Annotated in this window: 25 protein-coding genes and 2 pseudogenes; 19 read left to right on the top strand and 8 right to left on the bottom strand. The window is 45.6% G+C overall.

The genetic code is table 11. The features are described 5' to 3' along the window. The coding region (locus QUA45_RS16025) for an IS1 family transposase (protein WP_333221489.1) at positions 1-465 on the top strand (465 nt) is incomplete at its 5' end. Between the two features lie 6 nt (positions 466-471). Here the strand turns inward: QUA45_RS16025 and QUA45_RS16020 are convergent. Then, positions 472-933, bottom strand: a pseudogene (locus tag QUA45_RS16020) (Uma2 family endonuclease); the annotation flags it as partial. A 257-nt stretch (positions 934-1,190) separates the two neighbouring features. Then, positions 1,191-2,099 (bottom strand): tetratricopeptide repeat protein, encoded by a 909-nt coding sequence (locus QUA45_RS16015; protein WP_333221487.1) that lies wholly within the window; start codon positions 2,097-2,099, stop codon positions 1,191-1,193. 581 nt (positions 2,100-2,680) lie between these two features. Between QUA45_RS16015 and QUA45_RS16010 the strand changes: the two genes are divergently transcribed. Further along, positions 2,681-3,928, top strand: coding sequence for a hypothetical protein (locus QUA45_RS16010; protein ID WP_333095889.1), 1,248 nt, complete (start codon positions 2,681-2,683; stop codon positions 3,926-3,928). A 59-nt stretch (positions 3,929-3,987) separates the two neighbouring features. On the opposite strand, the gene QUA45_RS29190 is transcribed toward QUA45_RS16010, so the two are convergent. The 3 genes and pseudogenes from QUA45_RS29190 to QUA45_RS15995 form a co-directional block, all read right to left on the bottom strand. Beyond that, entirely contained in the window at positions 3,988-4,239 is a 252-nt protein-coding gene (locus tag QUA45_RS29190) for a DNA cytosine methyltransferase (protein WP_445243256.1), read from the bottom strand. Positions 4,240-6,179: 1,940 nt separating this feature from the next. Continuing rightward, the gene (locus QUA45_RS16000) at positions 6,180-7,322 is read right to left on the bottom strand and encodes a GTP-binding protein (RefSeq protein ID WP_333149669.1); all 1,143 of its coding nucleotides are present in this window, start codon (positions 7,320-7,322) and stop codon (positions 6,180-6,182) included. A gap of 515 nt (positions 7,323-7,837) precedes the next feature. Further along, positions 7,838-7,993 (bottom strand): annotated as a pseudogene (locus QUA45_RS15995) (transposase domain-containing protein); the annotation flags it as partial. 1,884 nt (positions 7,994-9,877) lie between these two features. On the opposite strand from QUA45_RS15995, the gene QUA45_RS15990 reads away from it, so the two are divergent. The 5 genes from QUA45_RS15990 to QUA45_RS15970 all read left to right on the top strand — a co-directional run bounded on the left by QUA45_RS15990 (position 9,878) and on the right by QUA45_RS15970 (position 16,396). After that, entirely contained in the window at positions 9,878-10,048 is a 171-nt protein-coding gene (locus tag QUA45_RS15990; protein ID WP_333221485.1) for a hypothetical protein, read from the top strand. Positions 10,049-10,100: 52 nt separating this feature from the next. After that, positions 10,101-12,908 (top strand): ATP-binding protein, encoded by a 2,808-nt coding sequence (locus tag QUA45_RS15985; protein WP_333095887.1) that lies wholly within the window; start codon positions 10,101-10,103, stop codon positions 12,906-12,908. After that, positions 12,901-14,232 carry a response regulator gene (locus QUA45_RS15980; protein WP_333221483.1) on the top strand — a complete coding sequence of 444 codons (1,332 nt, stop codon included), beginning with the start codon at positions 12,901-12,903 and terminating at the stop codon, positions 14,230-14,232. The genes QUA45_RS15985 and QUA45_RS15980 overlap by 8 nt, the downstream gene beginning before the upstream one ends. A gap of 98 nt (positions 14,233-14,330) precedes the next feature. After that, a complete protein-coding gene (locus QUA45_RS15975; protein WP_333221481.1) occupies positions 14,331-15,860 on the top strand; it encodes a thymidylate synthase in 1,530 nt (509 codons plus the stop codon). Continuing rightward, positions 15,857-16,396 (top strand): dCMP deaminase family protein, encoded by a 540-nt coding sequence (locus tag QUA45_RS15970; protein WP_333039601.1) that lies wholly within the window; start codon positions 15,857-15,859, stop codon positions 16,394-16,396. Before QUA45_RS15975 ends, QUA45_RS15970 begins: the two co-directional genes overlap by 4 nt. Before the next feature lie 240 nt (positions 16,397-16,636). Here QUA45_RS15970 and QUA45_RS15965 read toward each other — a convergent pair whose 3' ends face one another. From QUA45_RS15965 to QUA45_RS15955, 3 genes are all read right to left on the bottom strand, one after another. Beyond that, positions 16,637-17,122: a salt stress protein, Slr1339 family gene (locus tag QUA45_RS15965; RefSeq protein ID WP_333095883.1), complete on the bottom strand. Its 486-nt coding sequence runs from the start codon at positions 17,120-17,122 to the stop codon at positions 16,637-16,639. A gap of 72 nt (positions 17,123-17,194) precedes the next feature. Next, positions 17,195-17,800: a VWA domain-containing protein gene (locus tag QUA45_RS15960; protein ID WP_333057785.1), complete on the bottom strand. Its 606-nt coding sequence runs from the start codon at positions 17,798-17,800 to the stop codon at positions 17,195-17,197. Between the two features lie 122 nt (positions 17,801-17,922). Further along, positions 17,923-18,399 carry an NAD(P)H-quinone oxidoreductase subunit N gene (locus QUA45_RS15955; protein ID WP_333095882.1) on the bottom strand — a complete coding sequence of 159 codons (477 nt, stop codon included), beginning with the start codon at positions 18,397-18,399 and terminating at the stop codon, positions 17,923-17,925. Positions 18,400-18,830: 431 nt separating this feature from the next. On the opposite strand from QUA45_RS15955, the gene rplC reads away from it, so the two are divergent. The 12 genes from rplC (at position 18,831) to rplX (ending at position 25,401) form a co-directional block, all read left to right on the top strand. Then, the gene (rplC, locus tag QUA45_RS15950) at positions 18,831-19,466 is read left to right on the top strand and encodes a 50S ribosomal protein L3 (RefSeq protein WP_190657996.1); all 636 of its coding nucleotides are present in this window, start codon (positions 18,831-18,833) and stop codon (positions 19,464-19,466) included. Between the two features lie 176 nt (positions 19,467-19,642). Further along, positions 19,643-20,275 (top strand): 50S ribosomal protein L4, encoded by a 633-nt coding sequence (gene rplD, locus QUA45_RS15945; protein ID WP_190657994.1) that lies wholly within the window; start codon positions 19,643-19,645, stop codon positions 20,273-20,275. Then, entirely contained in the window at positions 20,268-20,576 is a 309-nt protein-coding gene (locus QUA45_RS15940; RefSeq protein ID WP_006634999.1) for a 50S ribosomal protein L23, read from the top strand. The genes rplD and QUA45_RS15940 overlap by 8 nt, the downstream gene beginning before the upstream one ends. A 158-nt stretch (positions 20,577-20,734) precedes the next feature. Continuing rightward, positions 20,735-21,598, top strand: a complete 864-nt coding sequence (gene rplB, locus QUA45_RS15935) for a 50S ribosomal protein L2 (protein ID WP_015178705.1) — start codon at positions 20,735-20,737, stop codon at positions 21,596-21,598. Positions 21,599-21,711: 113 nt separating this feature from the next. Continuing rightward, complete coding sequence (gene rpsS, locus QUA45_RS15930; RefSeq protein WP_006634997.1) at positions 21,712-21,993, top strand: 30S ribosomal protein S19; 282 nt, start codon at positions 21,712-21,714, stop codon at positions 21,991-21,993. A 96-nt stretch (positions 21,994-22,089) separates the two neighbouring features. Further along, on the top strand, positions 22,090-22,449 hold the full coding sequence (rplV, locus tag QUA45_RS15925) for a 50S ribosomal protein L22 (protein ID WP_190657986.1): 360 nt from the start codon (positions 22,090-22,092) through the stop codon (positions 22,447-22,449). 107 nt (positions 22,450-22,556) lie between these two features. Further along, the gene (rpsC, locus tag QUA45_RS15920; protein ID WP_006634995.1) at positions 22,557-23,285 is read left to right on the top strand and encodes a 30S ribosomal protein S3; all 729 of its coding nucleotides are present in this window, start codon (positions 22,557-22,559) and stop codon (positions 23,283-23,285) included. A gap of 115 nt (positions 23,286-23,400) precedes the next feature. Next, the gene (rplP, locus tag QUA45_RS15915; protein ID WP_333095880.1) at positions 23,401-23,820 is read left to right on the top strand and encodes a 50S ribosomal protein L16; all 420 of its coding nucleotides are present in this window, start codon (positions 23,401-23,403) and stop codon (positions 23,818-23,820) included. A gap of 159 nt (positions 23,821-23,979) precedes the next feature. Then, entirely contained in the window at positions 23,980-24,273 is a 294-nt protein-coding gene (gene rpmC / locus QUA45_RS15910; RefSeq protein WP_333095879.1) for a 50S ribosomal protein L29, read from the top strand. A gap of 38 nt (positions 24,274-24,311) precedes the next feature. Beyond that, on the top strand, positions 24,312-24,560 hold the full coding sequence (gene rpsQ, locus QUA45_RS15905; protein ID WP_006634992.1) for a 30S ribosomal protein S17: 249 nt from the start codon (positions 24,312-24,314) through the stop codon (positions 24,558-24,560). Positions 24,561-24,668: 108 nt separating this feature from the next. After that, on the top strand, positions 24,669-25,037 hold the full coding sequence (rplN, locus tag QUA45_RS15900) for a 50S ribosomal protein L14 (protein ID WP_006634991.1): 369 nt from the start codon (positions 24,669-24,671) through the stop codon (positions 25,035-25,037). Between the two features lies 1 nt (position 25,038). Beyond that, positions 25,039-25,401, top strand: coding sequence for a 50S ribosomal protein L24 (gene rplX / locus QUA45_RS15895; RefSeq protein ID WP_333045759.1), 363 nt, complete (start codon positions 25,039-25,041; stop codon positions 25,399-25,401). Positions 25,402-25,476: the final 75 nt, after the last annotated feature.

Below are 25,476 nucleotides of genomic sequence, written 5' to 3'. Positions count from 1 at the left end.
GGAAAACACACCGTCCAAATGGATGAACTATGGTCTTTTGTAGACAACAAAGGGAATAAACAATGGGTTTGGTTAGCGATGGATGCCAAGACTCGGGAAGTGATCGGATGTCATATTGGAGACCGTTCCTTAAAGTCGGCTCTTGCATTATGGGATTCCCTACCGAGTGTCTATCGCCAATGTGCCAAGATTTATAGCGATCATTGGGAGGCATATGCTGCGGTTTTACCGACTAAACGACATCAGCCTGTGGCGAAAGAAAGCGGATTGACGAGTTACATTGAACGATTAAATAATACTCTTAGGCAGCGAATTTCGCGATTAGTCAGGAAGACATTATCGTTTTCTAAGAAGTTGGAGAATCATCAGGGCGCTATTTGGAATTTTATTCATGACTACAATCACCAAATCCGATTAGCAATTCTGAAGGCTCAACCGCCTCTATTTTCTCCATCCTTTACATAAAAGCACTACCAGCAAATTACCTTCCTCGTCCCACCAACGCAGCCAAAGCATGGTTTGATTTTGATAACTGCCTTGCCAAAGTCCCAATTCTACGCCTAAAGGTGCAATGGGAAAATGACCGCGCTGATTGAGTTCTAACAATGGTGCTATGTGTTCCCGCCACAGCACGTAGGAACGCCGAATTTGACCGTCAATGTTAGGAGGTACATTGGGAACATAAAACCAATCAGGAGCTTCTGCACCTTGTTCAGCCGATTCAGTTTCTCGCCAGTAAATGCCGCAGTCTTGACCGATCGCATATTGTCCGTCAGGATGCTGCTGTTGCAAAATTTGCCCGATCGAATCAGTTAAAATTAAACTTTGCGGATGCTCCTGAAAATTTTTAACAAAAATACCGTCGGAGTCAGGTAATTGAGTGTGGTCGGGAAAAGCAGGAGGTAGAACAACGCGGTCAACGCTAGTAGTCATAATTCCCTCCGAGGTCTTACATAATTGGTAATTAGTAATTGGTAATCGGTAACAGGACGCTCCGCGCGAGGACTTATAAACCCGGTTTCTTCATGTATCTGTCGTCGTTCAACCAAGATTTATCGTAGAAACCGGATTTCTTTTCGTAAGTCCTGCGTAATTAGGAATAAAGCGAGTAGTTTTGAGTTTAAATTATTAAGTTTTTAACTTCAAACTCTTTCACTTAAGACCCCCAACTCTTTCACTAAAAACTTTCCTTAAGGTTTCGGTAGCGCACCTTCAGGACTAGGAGAAGCAGCCGGTTCGGGAGTCGTTGCAGCCGCTGGAGAAGGCGAAGGAGTGCCACTAGCTAACTGATTAATTTGATCTTTATAGTTAGGAGGAGCTAACTCAGTAGCTCGATCGAACAGCGTTTTTGCTTCATCATTTTTGCCCTGTTCCTTCAGCACGATCGCCTTTCCTAAAGTCGGGCGAAAATCTTTTGGATTAGCCTTAGCAGATTCGTCGTAAATGGCGATCGCCTCCTCGTAGCGCTTCTGCACAGCATAAACCTGCCCCAAAATCAACTGTACAGAAGTTACATCAACACTTTCCGGTTTCGCCAGATTTGCAGCCGGAGCCGCCTTCAGCGTATCTTGCAGGAGTCCGATCGCAGCTTCCGGCCGCTGCTGCACCAGCAGCAAATTCACCAACCCCTGCAAAGCCTTAATTTCCCCTGGCTTAGACGCTAAAATTGACCTGTAAGCCTGAGCAGCCCCTTCGCGATCGCCCGTGCGTTCCTTAGCCTGAGCTAGCAAAATACCGTATTCAGTAGTCTCAGGATTCAGCGAAGCCAACTTTTCCAAAGGACCGATCGCATCCTTAATGTCGCCCACTCCTTGCCCTATCAACTCCAGTCGCACCTGCAACAATCCCCGCAAAGCCGTTACGTTGTCAGGTTCCCGCTGCAAAACCAATTCGTATCCCCTAGCCTGAGCTTGCAGCAACTCTGATTGCTTCTCCCCTGACTGCGCCGTCTGAGTAGGTGTTGGAGTTGACGTACTTTGCGCTTGGCTGGCCTTAAGAATACTGTCCAAAATGGGAACCAGAGAAAATCCCAAAAAAGCGATGAGCGATAGCACCACCACTACAGTAATCAACCCACGACGCTTGTTTGCTTTTTCCATAATTCAACTATCCCAGCTTAAAATCTACTATTTTCTAAGAATTAACGCATCGCCCGGGGGCATCTGCCATTTAACTAGATCCATGCAACCATAAAAGTTCTTAACTTCAAAGTCCGAACGGACAAAGCAGCCTTTTACTTGCAGCTAATATGGTAACAGACCCATAACTCTATGCTAGCTAAACAATTTTGGACACTCAGACCCACAGGCCCAAGGACTGTGGTGTCTGTCCAATTTAGTCTGGTCAAGCTAAAAATTACCGAAAATATGGCGGATCAGGCCGTTAGGTAATTGGATTAAGTAAAATAGGCAAGCTGAATATCCTAAATGCTATTAGCCAGCAACTCCAGCTCAGCGCGATCTGCGATCGATCGGTCAGCAACTCCCAAAGTCCTTGCTCGCAAGGATTTTAGCAGCCCGCGAACCGATCGGCACTCGTAGCGTTGAAAGTTGGCGTTGACGGGTCACAACCAGACCTCGGGGCGCAAGCCCCAAGTCAGGTGCTAGTAGTTTTTAAAGCAGTTTCTTCAGTTTATTCCTAATTTCCCTTAAGGGATGTGTCTCCGCTGCAAGGAGTTTTTATGAACCCCTCTCCCAACCGGTCTTCCAAATCGTCCAAATCTACTTCAAATCGCAAGGCTCAGCCCAGCGAACCGGCCGTGAATCCGCCTACAGATACAGATTCCATTGCTGAGACACCAGACGAAAGTTCGGTGCCTTCTGCGTTGGCTGCACCTGTTGACCAAAATCAACCGGCAACGCCAACAGACGCCCCAGCGTCCAAGGATAGGCTGCAACGACCACGCTACAGTTCTGCCCCCGACAAGGACAAAACAAAGCCACAAGACCAGCCCAGCAATGCTCCTGCACCCCCGGCGCCTGCAGCGTCTTCGACACCTGTCAGCGATACTCCAGCCGTAGCAGTCGCACCGCCCGCAAAGGCCGAGCCTGCCGCTAACGAAAGTCAGGCCGCTGAGGACATACCCTCCGTCATGCGCCAACATCCCATTCCCCCCCCCAGCGAACCCAGACAGTACCGAGCTGTTGGTTTGGTGCGGGGCCGCTACACGCCATCAGAAGAGCAATTCACCCGGGGTATGCTGATAGCTGCCGACGGAACTGCCATTGATGCAGTTTTGCTGGGTAGAGTCATGAGTTTAGTCAAAAATCACCTGGAGCTGGAACAAGAACACTTGTGGGTGGTCTATCCCCGCACCAGGCAAGAAGACGGCAACTTGCACGCCCAGATTATGGGAGTTTGGGAGCCGGAAACGCTCAAGAAACCTCCCGAACCGTCCTCTGATGAGGAAAATCAGGAAGCAGCGGAGATTCAGGCTAGCGGCGAAGCATCGACCCCATCTTTGCCGCCCTCGGAACCTGATGTTGAAGATGGCTATTTTTCGATTAGAGGTGAGGTGATTTATCAATCCCAAGACGAAGAAAAGTATGTCATCGTCAAAATCAAGCAAGCTCCCCGCAAGAATGACGACAAGATGAAGTTTTTTAAACTGAAACTCAAGGGAGATTTAGCAACAAAAGCGATCGGGTTTTTTTGGGATTTCCACGTCAAATTGAAAGCTGACAGTCTGATTATTGAGCAGGCTAATAATATTGGGGCGCTGCCGATTAAAAAGCGGAAATTCCCCCCTGGCAGCAAGCCGCCCGGTGGCTTCAAAGGAGGAGGGAAGCGTCCGTTTACTCCTAGGCCCAGCGGTGACGGTGCTCCTGTAGGGCGTCCTACCATCAAGTCCGCAGCAGCAGCACCACCGCCTGTCCCGAAGGAACCTCTTCCTAAGCCGGTTAAGAAGCCTAAGCCGATCGAGGAATAAAAAATAGTCAAAGTAAAAATGCAAGATTAAAGGTTTTTTTAACCTTTAATCTTGCATTTTTACTTTAGTTGCTTATGGTACTTCTGTACATAAGCGAGTAGGCTCTGCGCTAGCACCTCGCCAATTTGGACAGGAACAGCGTTTCCGATTAAACTACCCAGTTTGCTGAAAGAGACACGCTCGCCAGGAGTTAGGAAGCGGTAGTTTTTGGGAAAAATCTCAAGGATAGTGGCCTCTCTTAGAGAGATTGCACAAGCCTCTTCCGGATGTCCGAACCGACCATTTCCGTAGTCGAAGCATTGGGTTGCGATCGTGGGAGCTGGGGCGTCCTACTTCATACGACCATACACGCTAGCATTAGGACTTACGCATTGACAAAAAACATTATCTATGAATTCTATATCGTGCCATCACTGCTAAGGTTTGCCAAAATATGCTCACGGACAACTAAAGTGAATAGATTCCTTTGGACTTCATACCAATTGCTAATTATCTTTTTAGAGCGCACTAACTCCAATTTGATAAATGCGTGAAGTGAGCAAAATATGTGAGTCTCGATTGCATGGGTTTCTCTCACCATGAACCGACAAATTCCACTTACTTGTTTGAGCGCTCTATGAAAGGTTTCAATTCCCCAATGAACATCGTGAATTGCGCTCAAACCACTTCGACTTGTCTCTTTAAGCTTGCCCGGCTCTGGCAGATATAACATATAACGTCTAGAGTCTTCTTTTTGAAAGTCTTTTCTCAACAAGTTTATAAATCTAAATTATTTTATATGAGTCACTAATGCTTCATTTGCCATCTCTAAGGTGCTTACTTGGCAATACTTTTGTGGCTCATTGGAGACATTTTTTTAATTACGAATAAAAACCAGTCTATGTTTTTTATAACATTTAACTTTTCTACTATTTAATACCAATTATCTCCCGTTAATCTTCTTGCTTGGATTCCAAATTATCGGAATTTACTCACCATTTTTATAATTTTTTTTTGATTTGACATTTAATTTTATAGTTAACTGTTTAATTTGTTGGCTCTAAATTACCATAAATATCACTAGAGTATAGCGCGATCGAGTTCAATACACTGATTTGCTTCTGGTATTTACCTGACCCAAAATAAATAATTAATTTCGTAGGTTTTGGTTCACCATACAGCTTTTCCATAACTCTATCGTCAACATTTAATATACCTCCTTCTAAGTTGATAAATTTTTCTGTCATCTCGAATAAATCTTTCGGTTCATATCTCTAACAATACCGCGGACAGTTTTTGAAACCGAGGCTGAAACTTTCATTCTACCGTTAGGATTTGACCTCCCTGAGCAGGCTAAAACCCCAACTATGCCGTTATTGATTGAAAACTGTCGGGACTATTGTCTCTAAGCAAAAAGCGATTAATACTATCATGGGAGACGTTCCCTCTTTATCAATTCACTATTTTGTTATTTTGTCAATGCGTAAATCCTAATAGCGCAGCAACGGGGAAGATGAAGGTTAGTACCTCTTAGGTAATTTAGGGAATTTTAAGAGAGCGATCGCTACTTTTAAATAATGTCGTAGTGGGATTGAAGCGACGTTTGAGGACTGCAAGACAGGCGGTTATAATAAGCGAGAAGAGTCGCGGCAACGATCGGCGTTTAAAATTTTTAATTTTAGTTATTCCCAGTGCCTAAACTTGTGCTGCGATCCAAGGTCAAAAACATAAGCTGGGAAGAGTTCATAAGTGTATTGGTCAGTGGAATGAGTGCAGGCGATCGGAACGCCGTCATAGTAGCTTTTGGACGGGTTTATTCGCCTCAATCTTGGGTGATTGGAATGGAGCTTTGTCAAGAAATAGTTGCTAAATTAATGAGAGCTAGACCTAACAAACTACCATTTTTTTAGATGGGTTTGAGGGCTATGTTCTTGATTCAATCCGGGTTTTGACGGGGTTGTCACCCTGTCAGGGTGCGAACAGCATAAAGATGCAGAGATTAGGTAAAAACAACCCAACTCTGCACCGTTGAAATCACTGGCGATCGTGCTTTTGAGATCGGCGGACAGTATAAGTGTGCGACTATGTTTTTGTTAGCAACAATAAAATAGGTCGATCGCTCTTTTTATTCGAGGGCGCTGTTTTTCTTGGATGGCACTCTTTTTCTTGGAGGGCGATCGCCCTTCCTTGTCCCCACTAAGATCCAAATCGCGATCGCGGAAACAATAAGACCGCGACGCTCTTTGGTTGAGGTGAAAAGAATATTTTACTGTTAGTTCTTCCCAAAACCTTTGCCGCGATTGGTTGAAGGCATACAAAGACAGTTTTCGAGTTGCGATCGCAAAGTCTCGGTATCCAAACCCTGACCGATGAAAACAAGCTGGTTTTTCCGCTCGCCTTTCCACTGGTCGTCATCCATCGTAAATCGCTTGCCGCTCAAGTGGAAAATATGCCGTTTGGGACTTTCTTCAAACCACATAATCCCTTTCGCGCGAAACACGTTTGTTGGCAGTTGGTTGTCTAAGAAATATTGAAATTTTCTCAGAGAAAATGGCTTGTCGCTCTGGAAAGAAATTGAGGTAAATCCGTCATTTTCTAAATGGTCGGAGTGGTCGTGACCGTGATGGTTATGATGTTCGTGATGTTCGTGACCGTGATGGTCGTGATGTTCGTGATGTTCGTGACCGTGATGGTCGTGATGTTCGTGACCGTGATGGTCGTGATGTTCGTGACTGCTAGGAGTTTCCTCAGATTGGAAATATTTGTCAGATTTAAACAATCCGACGCTGAGGACCAGTGGTAGGGGAACTTGCGATTTTACCGTTCGCAGAATTCGAGCACCTTCCTTGACATCCCGAATCTTAACTTCCAACAAATCTAAATCTGCTTCTTCGACCAAATCAGTTTTGTTGAGGATAATTATATCGCCGTAAGCTATTTGACTGTAAGCTGCTTGAGAGTTGAACAAATCTAAGCTGTAGTTGGCTGCGTCTACTACTGTCACTATCGAATCGAGACGAGTAAGATCGCGCAGTTCTGTGCCTAAAAAAGTCATTGCTACTGGTAGCGGATCGGCGAGTCCGGTTGTTTCGACTACCAGATAATCGAGATTTTCTTGACGTTCCAGAACTTTATAAACTGCATTAACTAAATCTTCATTAATTGTGCAGCAGATGCAGCCGTTGTTCAGCTCAACCATGTTGTCGTCGGTAGTGACAATGAGTTCGTTGTCGATACCGATTTCGCCAAATTCATTTACCAAAACTGCTGTTTTCAAACCCTGCTGGTTAGTCAGGATGTGGTTGAGCAGGGTTGTTTTGCCGCTGCCGAGAAATCCTGTAATGATTGTAACGGGCAATCCGTGTTTGGGAGCGTCCATCGCCTGTTCTGTCTCGGACTGAGTTGTAGATTGCATAGCTTGACTGTCAAATAATGTCGATCGCACTTTCTTTATGGTTCTTATTGTATCTTAATTAGGACAAGGCTTCGTGAATCCAGTTTCTCAGAGAACTGTTGGGTGTGGTGGCATGGTATCTACGCATCAACCGGCAATTAGCCCGATAATGCAAAATAAGTGCGTCGCTAATTATTGGCAATTGCTAACGCGGTCGATCGCATTTTTTTATTCTTTTGATAAATTTTTTGTTCCGAGTACCTGTGGTAGTTTGCCTGCAACCAATTTTCCGGGTAATTTCAGCAGCGACAAATTAGGGACAGAATCAAGCTGAGCTGGATCGGCTAATTCCGGCTACTTTGTAGCGCCATCTTCGCATCATTTTTGAATTTTTTACTACCGAGCGAGCGGGTTCTGGGATGGTTGAGGTGGGGTAAAAAATTTACGACTCCTGCAAACAATCAAAGAATTAGGGGGGTGGGCGTGCCACCCGCCCAGAATATGCAATTTAAATGCGCGATAGCTTAAGACCATCAATCAATCAAATTTTTTAGTACATCCCGCGTTGAATCTTTCGACCATAGACTCATTGCGATTACCAGACCCACTAACAGTTGTGCTGGCAGGGTGCGATAACGTTTCTCTTCAACATTAATTTTAGTAATTGTTTGTTCGACTACAGATGCGGTCATCGCTATCTCTATTGCTTTTAGTATCTCCGTACTTGGGATGTAGGGAGATACTCATGAGAATTTTTTGAGATGCACGCTAACTTGCTCTCCATTTTTGGACACCATACCTAATTTACCACAGTTTGAGCCTTAAATGAACCGTATTGGGGCATATTCTACCCAATTTCCACAGCCGTATAGATTCCCGACATCTTTATAGCTAAGTTCGGTAATTTTTGTCATCACATACCAAGTAGAGTTCTGCGGTAAAGTTTCTGGGTCTATGGTAACTTCCCAATATTTTCAATATCATTTTTTAAAATGATCTGATAAAGTGATCTTATTGAATCATTTTGATAAAAATGCGATTAAATTTGCGCCATTTATTTTACCGAACCCTCTGCCATGCTCGTAACTAGACCCCATAATTGCTTCTAATCCCTAAAATAAAATTAATTTTTAATTGCTCTAAGCATCCTCAAAAATTTATATCACTTTCTCCATATAAGCCATTATCTAATACTAAATCTAGTTGAAATTTCCTGTGGTGAATCTGTTCTCTTAACCTCGCTGCAATCTCAGGTTTATAATAATAAATTACCTAACTTTAGGCGTAATTTTGGTTTATCAGTTGCAAATTTTAACGTAAAAGTTATATTATCAATTACCTCGCCGGCTATAATCGCGACAATTCTATTATCTATCCGAGTTTCCCTAAATACTCCCGACTCACATAATCGGTATTTCTTCCTTTATTTTCATCTCGGGTTTTATCAAACATTACAAGAGTTTTTGTGTTTTTTAAGGCTTGTAAAGTGATAAATAGTCTTGGATTTATTAATTTTTGGTTTAATACTTAGATACTTAATTAAAAATTAATGTCAGGATTAGAGCTTTTGCAAAATATTTTTTTATATTATATAATAAAAACTTAGACTATTTTTAAATCTAGCAAGCTGGGCAATTTGAAAGAGATGCCCATCCACCCAATAATTAAAAGTTTTACCTAAACTTGAGTAAACTTTTAATTATAACACATATTTTTTTGCAAGATGTTTATTGTTAATTAGCTAATCCAACTACTTCGGCAATCGCTGGTAAAGTTTTACGTTCGATTGTGGAGAGTATTCCTACGTATAGTTGCTCCAAGGTCTCAAAAATCCTAACATCTGAAAACAAATTTCTTTATGACGCACAATATTTATCGATAAAATTGATGGTAGGTCGAGGTGGACGGGCTTTATCCATAGATAGCAACTCGGTTTGGAGGATTTTAGGCTATTATACTCCTCTCAGAGTGACAGAAGAGCGATAGTTGTTAACAGGGGTGCTGCCAAAAGAGATCTGAGCCGGGGCCTCACAGTTAATTCTTTTTCTCCAGAACATACAAATACTGACTTGTTTGTAGAGGCTAAAGTAGTTCAATACCTTAACCACTATAATTAAGGTATCTCTAACTGTGGTATCTGTCCATGCCCCAGCCCGATGTATTTATTACGTTTGGCGTCACTCAATAAGAGAAATAATTACTAAATAAAATTACGAATCCGAAGTGAGCAATCAAACCAGTGGTGCTAAGAACTCTGATTAGGGGAATGAGGCGTAAACTTAAAAGGACTGACCCTAAAGGGTCAGCCGATTCCTCCTACGAGTAGAAGCCCTCGCTTTCTATGGGGTTTTGTATAAGCGGTAGTCTTCGATTGTAATTGGGTTGAGAGATTTTTGGTGGAGGGCGATCGCCTTTAAATTTGAGCCAGAACGATCGCCCGATCTACTAAAAAAACAGTCGGCTAAAAGATCCGAGTTGATCGCAGCCTCCCAGCCACTCCACCAAGCAACGCCACATCAAGCAACTCAGTCCTTGTTGCTCTCCGTGAACAAGAGAAAACGACTCGCAACTTGCTGATGCGATTGGTTGTTAGAGGTACGACATTAATTGTTAGCGTCGATGCGTATTTCAGCTACCAAGTGGTGGGGAACTTGACGCTAGAAAACTTGAACCGCAATACTTGTTTAGAAATCCAACCCGATCGGATATTTTCCCTGTTTATTGCAGATAAAATCAGGTGGCTCTAAACCTTGTTTGGGAACTCTCAGCCCTGTACCTATCTTTACTGTTTTGAAAGCTATGCTATCAAAGTCCACAATTGTTGTTGCTAAAGGCTTTAGTAAGGTTCCCCTGCGAACAGGTCTGGTTGTTCCATTCATCCTGCAAATCTTCGCGGCCGTAGGATTAACAGGGTATCTGTCGCTGCGAAATGGACAGAAAGCAGTGAATGAACTCGCGACTAACTTGCAAACAGAGGTGAGTAACCGTGTGGATCAGCACCTCGACAGCTATGCCGCTGCAACCCGCTATTTGACCCAAATCAACGGCGAGCAAATTGACCTGGGATTGTTGAACTTACAGGATGCCGATCGCCTGGCTCAATTCTTTGCCAAGCAGGTAAAAACCTATAACGTTGGCTATATCCTCTACGGCTCTAAAACGGGCGACTTTATCGCATCGGGATATTACCGCGAGTCAACCATTCCCAACCACGGCAATCCTGACATTAGCCTGGTGCTACCGAAGCGGTACGGCAATCCTGATTTGTACAACTACATGACGAATGACCAAAGCAAGCCTACTAAAATGTTTGAAATCACCAAAGCGTATCAGTTCCAGAAAGAAGGCTGGTACGCCAAAGGTGTCGAGACGGGCAAACCAGGGTGGAGCGCGATCTATCAATGGGAGACTAATAACTACCCGTTGTCGATCGCGACGAGTCGCCCCATCTATAAAAAGAATGGTGAGTTGATCGGCAGCGTGGGGGTCGAGCAGCGCCTTTCGCAAATTAGTGACTTTTTACGTGAAATTAAGGTTAGTCAATCCAGCAAGGTGTTCATTCTGGAGCGCAACGGATTTATCGTTGCCAGCTCTAGCGATGCGCCGGTGTTTTCAGTGACCAACGGCAAACCTCAGCGACTGCGCGGCTTTGAGAGTAAGGACGCCCTAATTCAAGCCACGTCCAAGTATCTCGGCGATCGCTTCGGCGATCTGAAAACTATTCAAACCATCCAGCGCCTAGACTTTGAGATCCAAGGTGAGCGGGAGTTTGTTCAAGTAACTCCCTGGCAGGACGAATGGGGATTGGACTGGCTCGTAGTCGTAGCCATGCCGGAATCAGATTTCATGGGACGAATTAATGCCAATACAGTCAACACGATTTGGCTGTGTTTAGGCGCATTAGGACTGGCAACCGTTTTGGGTATCTACACCTCGCGCTGGATTGCTCGACCCATTTTGCTGCTCAGTCACGCATCGGAAGCGATCGCCGAAGGAAAACTCGACCAAAACGTCGAAACCTCTGGCGTTAAAGAACTGGGTGTACTTGCTCAATCCTTTAACCGAATGGCGCAGCAGTTGCGCGATTCCTTCACCGCCCTAGAGCAAACTAACCAGCAGCTTGAACAGCGAGTTGAAAAACGCACCGCCGAACTCAAGTATGCAAAGGAAGCTGCAGACAATGCCAACAAAGCAAAAAGCGAATTTCTCGCCAACATGAGCCACGAACTTCGCACTCCTCTCAACGGTATTTTGGGCTATGCTCAAATCCTCAACCGCAGCAGCGCATTGCCAGCGAAAGAACGTCATGGGGTAGAAATCATTCACCAGTGTGGTTCTCATTTGCTGACGCTGATTAACGATGTGTTGGACTTGTCCAAAATTGAAGCCGGCAAATTAGAACTCACACCTAAAGGGATTCACTTTCCCTCATTCCTCCAAGGTGTCGCTGAAATCTGCGGCATTCGTGCCGACCAAAAAGGCATTAACTTCGTTTACCAGCCAGATCCGCAGTTGCCTGAAGGGATTTTTGCCGATGAAAAACGGCTGCGTCAGGTGTTACTCAACTTGGTGGGAAATGCGATTAAATTCACCGACAAAGGTTCTGTCACGCTCAAGGTTGCCGTAGTTGAGAATTCTCCCAATCCGTCCAGTCGCTCTTTCAAATTTCAAATTGAGGATACCGGCGTAGGAATTGCGCCCGATCAATGGGATAAAATTTTTCAGGCTTTTGAACAAGTGGGCGATCGCCAGCGCCAAGTCGAGGGTACGGGTTTAGGACTCGCGATCAGCCAAAGGATTGTCCAACTTATGAACGGAAAAATCCAAGTTAAAAGCCAACCCGGAGTCGGTAGTGAGTTCTTTTTTGAGGTGGAAATGGCGATCGCCACCGATTGGGTCGAGCAAAACTCCCTCACAACTGGAAAACAAATTATTGGTTACGAAGGACAACGACGCAGCATTCTTGTTGTAGACGATCGTTGGGAAAACCGAGCCGTTCTCGTCAACTTGTTATATCCACTAGGATTCCAACTTACTGAAGCTGAAAATGGACAAGAAGGATTGGAAAAAATACGACAGTCTCAACCTGACTTAGTGATTACAGACTTGGCAATGCCAGTCATGGATGGCTTTGAACTGCTCAAACAGGTTCGCAGTGCAAATGAGTTGCAACACCAGAAGATCCTTGTCTCTTCTGCATCAGTATCACAAGCCTATCAACAGATGAGTTTAGATGCAGGGGGAAATGATTTCCTGGCCAAGCCAGTGGAAGTCAGTGAATTATTTAACCTCTTAGCCACTCATTTGGAATTAAAGTGGAAATATGAAATGACAGCCTCAAATGACTCTGGGCCATCCACTCTAACGACTGCATTAGAGAAGCCTGAAGGGATTATTCCTTCGAGTTTAGAGTTAAGGGCGTTACTACAACTGGCAGAGCAAGGCAACTTAAAACGGCTACGAGAACACACAGAGCATCTTGCTCGCTCTAACCCTCGCTACGCTGATTTTGCATCACAAATTCTTCAGCTTGCCAAGCAATTTAAAGACGAAGAAATTGAAGAGTTGCTACAACAACACCTCACAGAGAAAAAAGCCGATGTCTAGTCCTGAATTAATTCTGGTGGTGGATGATACCCCTGCAAACTTAGAAGTGGTTTGTGAAACATTAAGTGATGCGGGGTATGAAGTAGTAACCGCAATCAACGGCGATCGCGCTCTTAAGAGAGTCCAAGCTTATCCTCCCGATCTGATCTTGCTCGATGTTCAAATGCCAGGAATTGACGGCTTTGAAACCTGCCAACGTCTGAAGGCAGATCCCAGCACAGCCAGCATTCCGATCATTTTTATGACTGCTCTGTCCGATGCTGACAGTAAGGTGAAAGGATTTGACTTGGGTGCTGTGGACTACATCACTAAACCCTTTCAAGAACAGGAGGTTCTTGCACGGGTGAAAACTCATTTGCAACTACGGCAGTTAACTAAAAATCTCGAACAGCGGGTAGCTGAGCAAACGGCTGATTTAGAAGCAGCCTTCATACAACTCCAACAGTCTCAGTGTCACTTAGTCAACACCGAAAAGATGTCTGCTTTAGGCAATTTAGTGGCGGGTGTCGCGCACGAGATTAATAACCCGCTTGGCTTTATTGCGGGCAATCTGAATCCCGCTAAGGACTATATTAAAGACCTCTTTCAACTGATCGCTCTCTACCAAAAAGAACTCTCTTATCCAAGTGCCACACTTCAGGCATTCGTGGAGGAAATAGACTTGGAATACTTACAAGAGGATCTACCCAAGTTAATCGATTCGATGCAAGAAGGAGTCGATCGCATTCGCACCATCAGCACCAGTTTAAGAACCTTCTCGCGTTCGGATTGCGAACTCCCAATTACTTGCAATATCCACGACGGCATTGACAGCACGCTGTTGATTCTCAAACATCGCCTCAAAGCCAATGACTCCCGCCCGGAAATTCAAGTCATCACAGACTATGGCGATCTGCCCCAGGTAGAATGCTTTGCCGGACAGTTGAATCAGGTATTTATGAATGTGCTGGCAAATGCGATCGATGCGCTTGAGGAATCAAATCAAGGACGCAGTTTTGCTCAGATCAAAACCAAACCCAACCAGATTACTGTCAAAACCCAATTGTCGGAATCTCAGGCAGTGATCCGAATTCAGGATAATGGGATTGGCATGACGGATGCAGTGAAGCCAAAAATTTTTGAGCATCTGTTTACCACCAAAGGCGTGGGGCAAGGAACAGGCCTAGGATTGGCGATCGCTCATCAAATCGTAGTCCAGAAACACTCTGGAACTCTAGAAGTCACCTCAGCTTTAGGTCAAGGTACAGAGTTTGTCATTTCTATTCCGCTGAAGGCGATCGCGGTAAAAGACATTCAGGCAAAGATTTGCGTTGACGCAGCATAACAAATCGTTGCAGCGGCAGCATAAAGATGATTGATAGCGCCCCTTCAAACCATCCAAACTATTGATATAGTAGTACGCGGTGCAAAAAACGGTAAACCATGACAGCCACAAATCTCGTCAATAAATTTGAGTACAAACCCCTATACAAACCAAATCAATTAATTTGCGGAACGGGGCAAACAGCCATTGTCAGCGGCTGGACAGTAAAAAGTGCGATCGGCAAAAAATTACAACCCAACGAATTTGCTGTCATCGGACAACTGTACTCTCCTACTCGCGGCATAAACTTCTTAATTAGAAACTTGCTGTGCAATCCCCACGTCCGCTTTTTAGTAATTCTCAACGCTACCAAAGAAGACCGCAATTCGGGCGCGGCAGCGTGCTTGCTCGACTTTTTTAGCAACGGCTTTGAAGCAGGAAAAAGCGATACTGGTAGAGATTGCTGGCTAATTAAATCTTCAATATTTGGCTACATTGATATTGAAATAGCAACAGAAGCCTTAGAACTATTGCGTTATTCAATAGAATGGAAAGAAGCAAAAAGTATAGCCGAAACAGTGACTATTGTCAATTCTTTTGCCCAAAAAAAATCTGTTGAACCTTGGGGAGAAGCCGTAACTTTTCCGTTAGTCGAAATCGTCCCAACTGTACTCCCCGGTGAGAAATACGGACACAGAATCGAAGGCAAAACTATCGCCGAAACTTGGGTAAAAATCATCCACCGAATTAAGACCACTGGCACCTTACGGCCGACTGGTTACGACGGACAGTGGCAAGAATTAATCGACTTAATGGCAGTGATTACAGATGAACCTGCCGAGTTCTATTTTCCCGAACCGAATTACTTACCAATCGACCGCGATTTCCTCGAACAGTACAAACCGCAAATGCTGGAAGATGCCCCGTATAACGAAGGCATTAAATATACCTACGCACAGCGGATGCGCTCTTGGTTTGGTCGCGATCAAATTGAAGAAGTTATTGCCAAACTAATTAAAGAAATTGACGCGGCAAGTGCTGTAATTAGTTTGTGGGATGCTGGGGGAAATATTAACAGAAGGTCTGACGGTTCCTCAGATCATCAGCACAGCGGCAGTCCTTGTTTAAATCACATTTGGGTGCGAGTTGTTGACGGTGAAATCTCCCTAACTGCAACTCTCCGCAGTAACGATATGTTTGCGGCTTGGCCGGCCAATGCAATGGGTTTGCGGGCTTTGCAGCAGCACATTCGAGATGAAATTGCTAGGCGTTCCGATTATAATTTGACAATGGGCCCGTTGGTAACGCTGAGTCAATCGGCTCACTTGTATGACGATACGTTTGAAAATGCCGATCGACTAATTCAAACCCAATATGCTAAAATCTGCGAAGAGCGAGACTTTTTCGACGCAGCGGGCAATTTTTTAGTTGAAGTAGCCGACAATCAAATAGTTGTCACGCAAACCACCCCCGGCAGCGGCGAAGTTGTCACCTGTTATTCTGGAAAAAACCCTCTCAAGTTAGTGCGAGAAATTTGTGCGGCTTCCCCCGCTATTAAAGGCGAGCATATTGGTTATTTGGGAATAGAATTGCAGAAGGCTGCCGAGTGTCTCAAAACGAGCAAGCAATACATCCAGGATAGACGATGAATCTAGAAGAAGAAAGACCGAATTGGGACGAATACTTCTTAATGTTAGCCAAATTAGCCGCTACTCGATCGACTTGTCTGGCTTTTCCTGTAGGCGCGGTGATAACTAAAAACAGGCAAGTTTTAGCAACGGGTTATAACGGTTCGCCGTCTGGTTCGGCACACTGTACTACTCAAGGCTTCTGCTATCCTGGTTTGAGTAGCTGCGACGCCAGTAAAACTTTGCCATCAAGGGCGGTTCACGCTGAAGCAAATGCGATCGCCAAAGCTGCTAAACACGGTATATCTACTGCTGGTGCTAGTATTTACGTCACTTTAGAACCGTGCATCTATTGTTTGAAATTAGTCATTGCTGCTGGAATTAGAGAAGTGTTTTACGAAACGACTTTTAACAGTGGAGAAAAAGCTGCTTTGAGAGATACTTTTATCAGTGAAGGTATTGTTGAGTTAAAACAAATTCAGCTCTCTGAAGATACAGCAAAAAAGGCGGCTTTGTTTTTGTTGCATCCTACATCAGTGTCCAAAAATTTAGTATAGGAGCAATCCTCCCCGTGGTTATGAAAGCCACAGGAAATAACTGTGCTGTGTTCCTATAATGATTTTTATTTGCTGGGGATTTGTAGGGATGCGGCACTGCTGTATCCTAAATCCCTCGTGATACAAATGATATTTATTTTACGCTTTGTAAAGACACAGCACTGCCGTGTCCTTACAACAAATAGAGAGGGCAATTAACCAAAAAACGGCCTTAAAAATTGTGAATACTCTGCAGTTCAATCAATCAAACTCATTCACCGCTTGCAAATAGTCGATCGCGGCATCTATCCTCGAAGAATACTTAAAAGCAAACTGATCGAACCAATATCCCTCATCGGAATTTTTATCCAACTTTTTCAGCCAAACCTGAGCTTGCCTAACTTTCTGTTTGTGCGTTTGTACGTCCAACTGTGGTTCCGCGACTTTTTCTGCGGGTTGCGGTTGCAGTGAAGCGACCTCCTGAGCTTTATTTTGCGCTTCTTGCTCAGCCTTAAGCGGTTGCAGTGCAGACACTCCCTGAGCTGTATTTTGCGATTCGTACTCAGCCTTAATTTGAGCTAAATCCTTATCCAAAGGACTAGCATACAAATTTATATCTGATGTTTTAAATGTTGGATTTGACGGCGCTTGTGCTTGCGCCGGCGCCTGACTTTTCAACTCAGCAATTTTTTGAGATGCTTGATACTCTGCCTTAAGTTCACCTAACAGGCGCTCTATCGATTCCATAACTTAAACCCCCTAAAAAATGCTGCTGGGCTAACTGGCCCCAATATAATCACGGAAACTTCGCCCGCCTCCTTAATCAGTTATTGCATTCAGCAATACCTCTGTCAGGGTCATTCCTTCAATATCATCCATCGTGACAGTATCAACGATATCGAATTTAGCCCCAGCGCTTTGCAGTTCGTCATCCAATATCTTGAGAAACTTAGTAGCTTCCGGCGCATTCCCTACTTGAATGAAAGAAATCGCCAACTCTTCATCTCGATCGAGCTTCCGAGAAGCCTCTATAATAGTTTTCATCACTTCTTTGCGATCGTCCGGTTCCCCGTCCGTCACCACTAATATTGTTTCCCCATTTTGCTTGGTCTTACCGGATGCTTTTCGCTGAAAATAACTGTTCAGGGCGTCTTGCAGAACAGCAGCTAAATTCGTAGTCCCGGAAGGTTCGTTTTCTTGGAAAATTTGCACGACTTTAGCTGATGTTACGTTGTCATATCGCTTGAAGCGACCGGAAAACACATAAACTGTTATGCCATCAGGATCGAGTTCTTCGCATTTATTCGCCAATGCGATCGTCGATTCTTGCATGAGCGCCCACCGACTTTTACCGCCCATCTGGTCTTTTGTGTACATACTGCCGCTTTTGTCAATGATTATCGTATAATCGCGATTCTGAAGCATAAGATTTTTCCTGTTAGTTAATTAACTTTTTCCCAAAAATATCAAAACCAGCGAGCAGAAGCTGTTGAGCTTTAGTTGCTCGCTGCGTTTTTTAGTTAATTTGCGATCGCAAATAGCGGAATTTAAGCTGCAACTAAAGCGTCTTTAAGTGGTTTCCAGCTAAAAGCTCGATCGCCCCCCATCTCCACTGCTATTTTAACTCGCGGTTCTAACGTCGGCAAAACAGTCAAATACTCAATCTCCTGACTCGACAAAATTTGCCCTTCAATAATCCACAGCACCAATCCTTTTGCTTTCGGTGGCAAATTGTCTAATTGAGTTTTCAACATCGGTGGCACGTAGTATGTATAACCAACCGACGCTTCGTTGCCAGTAGTTTTCTTGCCCAAATGCGGCGGCCGCACGCCGTGAACCCCCGTTAAATACATCGCCAAATCGCCCAAACCCCGCGCCGAAATCGTGTATCCACCGTAGCCCGCAGCCCTCAGCCTGCGGAGGTAGCGCCCCTCAAATCCTCCCTCTAAAGGAACGTACAGGGCCAGCGACCCCGACTTTTCCAAATCCCGAATCAGATCAGATCCCGTCGTAATCAGTCCCATAAATTTGTGTTTCCTGCTGTATCAAAATTTGGTCGATCGCTGCTTGCGAGCTGGAAATATTATAAATCCTAAAGTTGAGGCGAAAAATTCTCATTGCGCCCTTGACAAACGGCAAACACTTCATGTACTATTGTGAATTGTCGCCGTAAAGGATACTGAGTAGTTTGCTGCTCAAGTCCTGGCACAAACAAGCAAGACCGAGACAAAACTCGGAGATAGAGTCGGTAAAAAGCCGCGAATCTCAACCCTTGCAAGACTTCCACAAGCTCGCTCCCAAATTTAAAACTCAAATTTTAAACACCGAGGAAGGCTGTTGGTTGATAACAGTTAATTGCAGGAACACTGAAATAAATGTTTCTGCACAAGAGCAAGCGGATTGACGTAACTTTCGCAATCCGAAACCTCTTGCGTAAATAAAAGGAAAAAAATCCGTGTCTGTAGGCATTCTTGGCACTAAACTAGGCATGACTCAAGTGTTTGACGACCAAGGGAGAGCAATCCCTGTCACCGTCATACAAGCAGGGCCTTGTACAGTAACTCAAATCAAAACAAAACAAACTGACGGCTACGGTGCCGTTCAAGTTGGATACAACGAAGTCAAACCAAAGGCTCTCAACAAGCCAGAACTAGGACACCTTGCCAAATCGGGGGCGAATCCACTGCGCCACTTGCAGGAATACCGATTGGAAGACACCAGTTCATTTGAATTAGGTCAACAACTAAAAGCAGATACCTTTACACCGGGACAAATAGTAGATGTCATCGGTACAAGCATCGGTAAAGGTTTTGCAGGTTTTCAAAAGCGCCACAACTTTAAACGAGGCCCGATGTCTCACGGTTCCAAGAACCACCGCGAACCTGGATCGATCGGACCTGGAACTACTCCGGGTCGCGTTTATCCCGGCAAAAGAATGGCAGGACGTATGGGCAACGTTCAAGTCACCGTCCGCAAACTAACAATTGTCCGGGTGGATACAGAGCAGAATTTGCTGCTAATTAAGGGAGCAGTTCCCGGCAAAGCTGGCGCCTTAGTCAATGTTGTGCCTGAGAAAAAAGTAGGACGTTAGTCAGTAGTCAGTAGTCAGCAGTCAGTAGATAGTGGTTGGCCATTAGTAGCAAGCAATAACTAAGAACTAAAAGCTGAAAACTAAGAGCTGAAAACTAAGACCTGAGAACAGACAACAGACAACTAACAACAGACAACTAACAACAGACAACTAACAACAGACAAAGGACAAAAGATATGGTTAATTGTGTAGTCCGAAATTGGCAAGGCGAAGAAGTTGGGGAAACAACTTTAGAACTGCGCGTAGCCAAAGAAGAAAATGCGTCTCACATCGTTCACAGAGCATTGACGCGGCAACTGAATAATGCCCGTCAAGGAAATGCTTGCACCAAAACTCGATCGGAAGTTAGAGGCGGTGGCCGCAAACCCTGGCGTCAAAAAGGCACCGGCCGAGCCCGAGCAGGTTCAATCCGTTCTCCGCTGTGGCGGGGCGGCGGTGTCATCTTCGGACCAAAACCGAGAGACTTTGAAGTCAAAATGAACAAAAAGGAACGCCGTCTCGCTTTGCGGACAGCATTCCAAAGTCGCACCGAAGACATCATTGTGGTTGAAGAATTTGCAGAGCAATTTCCGAGACCGAAAAGCAAAGAATTGCTGAGTGCGATCGCCCGCTGGGGCATCGAACCCGATACAAAAGTTCTGTTAATCTTGCCAGAACCGCAACCAAACGTCTACTTATCAGGACGCAACATCGAATTAGTAAACGTCATCTTGGCAACTTCCCTGAATGTTTACGACGTTCTCGCGGCTGACAAAATTATCGTCACATCTACAGCCATAGCTAAAATTCAGGAGATTTACGGTGAGTAAAATCGACCCCCGCGACTACGCAGATTTGATCCAGCGTCCGATTCTCACCGAGAAAGCTACCCGAATGATGGAATTAAATCAATTCACATTCGACGTAGCCCCCAAAGCGACAAAGCCTCAAATCAAAGCTGCAATCGAAGAACTATTTAAGGTCAAAGTCATCGGCGTCAACACCCAAAACCCGCCGCGTAAAAAGCGTAGAGTTGGCAAATTCGTCGGCTTTAAACCTTGTTACAAGCGAGCAACCGTAACTCTGACCGACGGAGACTCGATCCGCAAACTCCTATTCCCAGAAGTTTAGCCAATTTTGGATTTTAGATTTTAGATTTTAGATTGCGGTTAACTGGTCAAAATACCAAACCCAGAAAGTTACCAAGTTAACTGATAATCCCAAATCTAAAATCCAAAACCGCCAAGTCCTTGCATCCCAAATCTAAAATCTAAAATCTAAAATCGATTATGGGCATCCGTTCTTACCGACCTTATACCTCCAGCACCCGAGAACAAACCGTCTCGGACTTTGCTGAAATTACCAAATCAGAGCCAGAAAAGTCTCTAACCAGTAATAAGCACACCAAACAAGGCCGCAACAACCGAGGCGTCATCACCTGTCGCCACCGGGGAGGCGGTCACAAACGGCTTTATAGAGACATCGACTTCCGCCGCGACAAACACAGCATTCCCGCTACCGTCAAGGCGATCGAATACGACCCCAATCGGAACGCCCGCATCGCCCTCCTGTTCTACAAAGACGGCGAAAAACGGTACATACTGCACCCGCTTAACTTAAACGTCGGTACAGTAATTGTCTCAGGCCCAGACGCGCCGATCGAAATCGGCAACGCCCTCCCCCTCAAGAACATTCCCCTCGGTACCAGCATCCACAACGTCGAGCTAGTACCCGGAAAAGGCGGACAAATCGTTCGCTCCGCCGGCTCCAGCGCTCAGCTAATGGCAAAAGAAGGTAGCTACGTCACCCTCAAACTGCCATCCGGCGAACAGCGCAAAGTCCGCGCCGACTGCTACGCCACCATCGGTCAAGTCGGCAACACCGACGCCAGAAACATCAGCCTGGGTAAAGCAGGCCGTACCCGCTGGAAAGGTCGCAGACCCACCGTTCGCGGTAGCGTCATGAACCCGGTAGACCACCCGCACGGCGGCGGCGAAGGCAGAGCTCCCATCGGACGTCCGGGGCCTGTCACTCCTTGGGGTAAACCAGCATTGGGTGCAAAAACTCGACGCAAAAACAAGCGCAGCGACGCTTTAATCGTCCGGCGCCGCCGCAAAGCTTCCAAGCGCGGCAAGGGCGGCAGACAAAGCTAGTCATCAGTCAGCAGTCTTCAGTGCTTAGTTATTAACTGCTAACTAATGACTGAGGACTGATGACCAATGACTGCTTAATTCTGACTAATGACTCCTGAATTACTAAAAAAATCATGTCTCGATCGCTAAAAAAAGGCCCCTTTGTCGCAGATGCTCTGATGACAAAAATCGAAAAACTCAACGCCGCCGGCCAAAAACAAGTAATTAAAACTTGGTCGCGCTCTTCCACAATCCTGCCCCAAATGGTAGGTCACACGATCGCCGTTCACAACGGCAGACAGCACGTACCCGTCTACCTCACCGACCAAATGGTAGGTCACAAACTCGGAGAATTTTCCCCCACTCGCACCTTTAGAGGTCACGCGAAAAGTGGTGATAAAAAGGCGAAAAGATAGCCGAATTAGGTGACAGGTAATAGGTAGTCGGAAAAAAAATTACCAATTACCAATTACCTTTTGCCCAATTACCAATTACCAATTACCGAAATCGAAATGGCTATAGATACCACATCCGAAATTAAGGCGATCGCCCGTTACATCCGGACATCGCCCTTCAAAGTGCGCCGAGTCCTCGACCAAATTCGTGGCAAAAGCTACCAAGAAGCGCTGATTTTACTCGAATTCATGCCCTACCGCGCCTGCGAACCAATCGTCAAGGTTTTGCGCTCGGCAGTAGCCAACGCCGAGCACAACGCAGGATTGGATAAATCCAAGCTAGTAGTGTCTCAAGCTTACGCAGACCAAGGCCCAGTCCTCAAACGCTTTAGACCCCGCGCTCAAGGTCGTGCCTACCAAATCCGCAAGCCAACCTGTCACATTACCGTAGTAGTAGCTCCGCTCGTAGAAAACTAAACCAGGGAAAAACGTAATAGGTAATAAACAGCTTAAAGTTGAAGAAAAGGGGTAATCACCAATTACCAATTACCAATTACCAAATACCAATTAACTCATCAACTATTATGGGCCAAAAAATACATCCAATTGGTTTTCGCCTCGGCATTACCCAAGAGCACCGCTCTCGCTGGTTTGCCGATCCCAAAAACTATCCAGAACTCTTGCAAGAAGACTATAAAATTCGCAAGTACGTTCGTAAAACGCTCAGCAATGCTGGCATTTCTTCGGTCAAAATTGAGCGGAAAGCCGATCAAATCGACCTAGAAGTGTTCACCGCCAGACCAGGTGTTGTCGTAGGCCGCGGCGGAGCAGGCATCGAAACCTTGCGCGTCGGTTTGCAGCAGCAACTCGGTAGCAACCGTCAAATCCGCATCAACGTCGTCGAAGTCCAGCGAGTAGACGCTGATGCCACACTGATTGCGGAATACATCGCTCAGCAACTAGAACGGCGCGTATCCTTCCGCCGAGTAGTCCGCCAAGCAATCACCCGCGCCCAAAAAGTCGGCATCCAAGGAATCAAAATTCAAGTCAGCGGACGCCTCAACGGTGCAGAAATTGCCCGTACGGAATGGACCCGCGAAGGAAGAGTCCCCTTGCACACGCTGCGGGCAGACATCGACTACTCCTACTGCACTGCTCAAACCATCTACGGTATTCTGGGCATTAAAGTTTGGGTTTTCAAAGGCGAAATTATTCCCGGACAGGAACAAGAGGCTGCACCAAATGCAGCAGTGCCCCGCACCAAACAAAAGCGCCGCCGCCAGAACTTTGAAGATCGATCGAACGAAGGCTAGCTAATTGTTAACTGTTAGTTGTCATTTGTTAAGTGTGAGTTGTTCCAAACCAATTAGCAATTAGCAATCACCAATTACCAATTACCAATTACCAATTACCCAACTCCCTTTCGCCATGTTAAGCCCTAAAAGAACGAAATTCCGCAAACAACAGCGCGGGCGAATGAGCGGTATTGCCACCCGCGGCAATACAGTTAGCTTTGGCGATTTCGCGCTCCAAGCCGTCGAACCCGCCTGGATTACTTCCCGCCAAATAGAAGCCGGACGCCGCGCCATGACCCGCTATATCCGCCGGGGTGGCAAAATTTGGATTCGCATTTTTCCCGACAAACCAGTCACCGAGCGTGCAGCAGAAACCCGGATGGGTTCTGGTAAAGGCTCACCAGAGTTTTGGGTGGCCGTGGTCAAACCGGGCCGGGTAATGTTTGAAATTGGCGGCGTAAGTGAAGAAATTGCCCGCGAAGCAATGCGTTTGGCATCTTTCAAATTACCAATTAAAACCAAGTTCATCACTCGCGAAGAAGGCCAGTCATAGCGAAGAGCGAAGGTAGAATTAGGTCTGTATTAATCAGCATTTTAAACTGCTACAGCAATTTAAAATCTGGCTTTCATAACTTTTCTTTCCTTCGACCTTCAGCCTAAGAGACACTTCTGTCTTCTGTCATACCGCTCGCTAACGAGAAAGCACACAATTATGTCTTTGACCAAGATTAAAGAAGCTAGAGAATTAAGCGATGCTGCTGTAGCAGAGCAAATTTTAGCCGTCAAGCGCCAACTAATGGAATTGCGGCTCCAGCAAGCTACCGGCCGCATGGAAAAGCCTCACCTGTTCAAGCACGCCAAACACCGGCTAGCTCAATTGATGACAGTTGAACGCGAGCGCCAAATCGTTGCTGAGAAAGAAGCTGCGGCAGCAAAATTAGCCGCATCTAAACAGGTAGCACAGCCTGCTCCCACCGCAGCAGCCGAGCCGACGATCGCACAGTAGCTAAAAAAAAGTCAATTGCACAACAAAAATAGGTAGCTATGGCAATTAAAGAACGAGTTGGCGTAGTAGTCAGCGACAAGATGGATAAAACCGTCGTGGTAGCAATCGAAAACCGCTCCTCCCACACCAAATACGGCAAAATCGTAGTCCGCACGAAGCGCTACAAAGCTCATGACGAAGAAAATCAGTGCAAATCGGGCGATCGTGTCCGCATCACTGAAACTCGCCCCCTGAGCAAAACCAAACGCTGGACGGTTGCTGAGATTTTTGGGACAAAAAACGGCTAACAGTTAATTGCCACATCGCGATCTCCCGATCGAAAATTAACAATCAACTAGCAGTCAAAAGTCAACAGTTAACAGTTAACAGTCAATAGTTAACACTCAACAATCACCATGATTCAACCCCAGACATACCTCAATGTCGCCGACAATAGCGGAGCCCGCAAACTGATGTGCATCCGCGTATTGGGAGGCGGCAACCGTCGCTACGGCGGAGTCGGCGATGTCATCATTGCCGTCGTCAAAGATGCCATCCCCAATATGGCCGTCAAAAAATCAGATGTCGTTCGGGCAGTCATTGTCAGAACTCGCAAAGGTCTGCGCCGCGACAGTGGCATGAGCATTCGTTTTGACGATAACGCCGCCGTTATTATCAACGTAGACGGCAACCCCAAAGGCACTCGCGTCTTCGGTCCCGTCGCCCGCGAATTGCGCGACAAAAACTTTACTAAAATCGTTTCCTTAGCCCCGGAGGTACTTTAAAATGTACGGAAAAAAGGGTAAACCAACTAGCGAACCGCAGCGCTACAGAATGCACGTCAAAGCAGGCGACACGGTGCAAATAATTACTGGCAAAGAGAAAGGAAAAGTCGGAGAAATCTTAAAGACATATCCTAAAGTCAGCAAAGTAGTTGTTAAAGGTGTAAACATCAGAACCAAGCACGTCAAGCCCCAGCAAGAGGGAGAGTCAGGGAAAATACTCACGTTTGAGGCTCCCATTCACAGCTCAAATGTCATGCACTATTCCGAAAAAGAAAAAATAGCTAGCCGCGTTTGCTATACATTTAGCGAAGATGGCCGGAAACTGCGACAGCTCAAAAAAACTGGAGAAATCCTCGATAATTAGTCATTAGTCATTAGTCATTAACAGACAACGGACAACTATCAAATGACAAAGAACAATTCCCTGACCAAGCCCAGG

This window comes from Microcoleus sp. Pol12A5 (genome assembly GCF_036701435.1).
In the GTDB taxonomy this organism is placed as follows: domain Bacteria; phylum Cyanobacteriota; class Cyanobacteriia; order Cyanobacteriales; family Microcoleaceae; genus Microcoleus.
The sequence above is the reverse complement of the archived record's forward strand: the minus strand, read 5'-3'. Positions and strand labels throughout refer to the sequence as shown.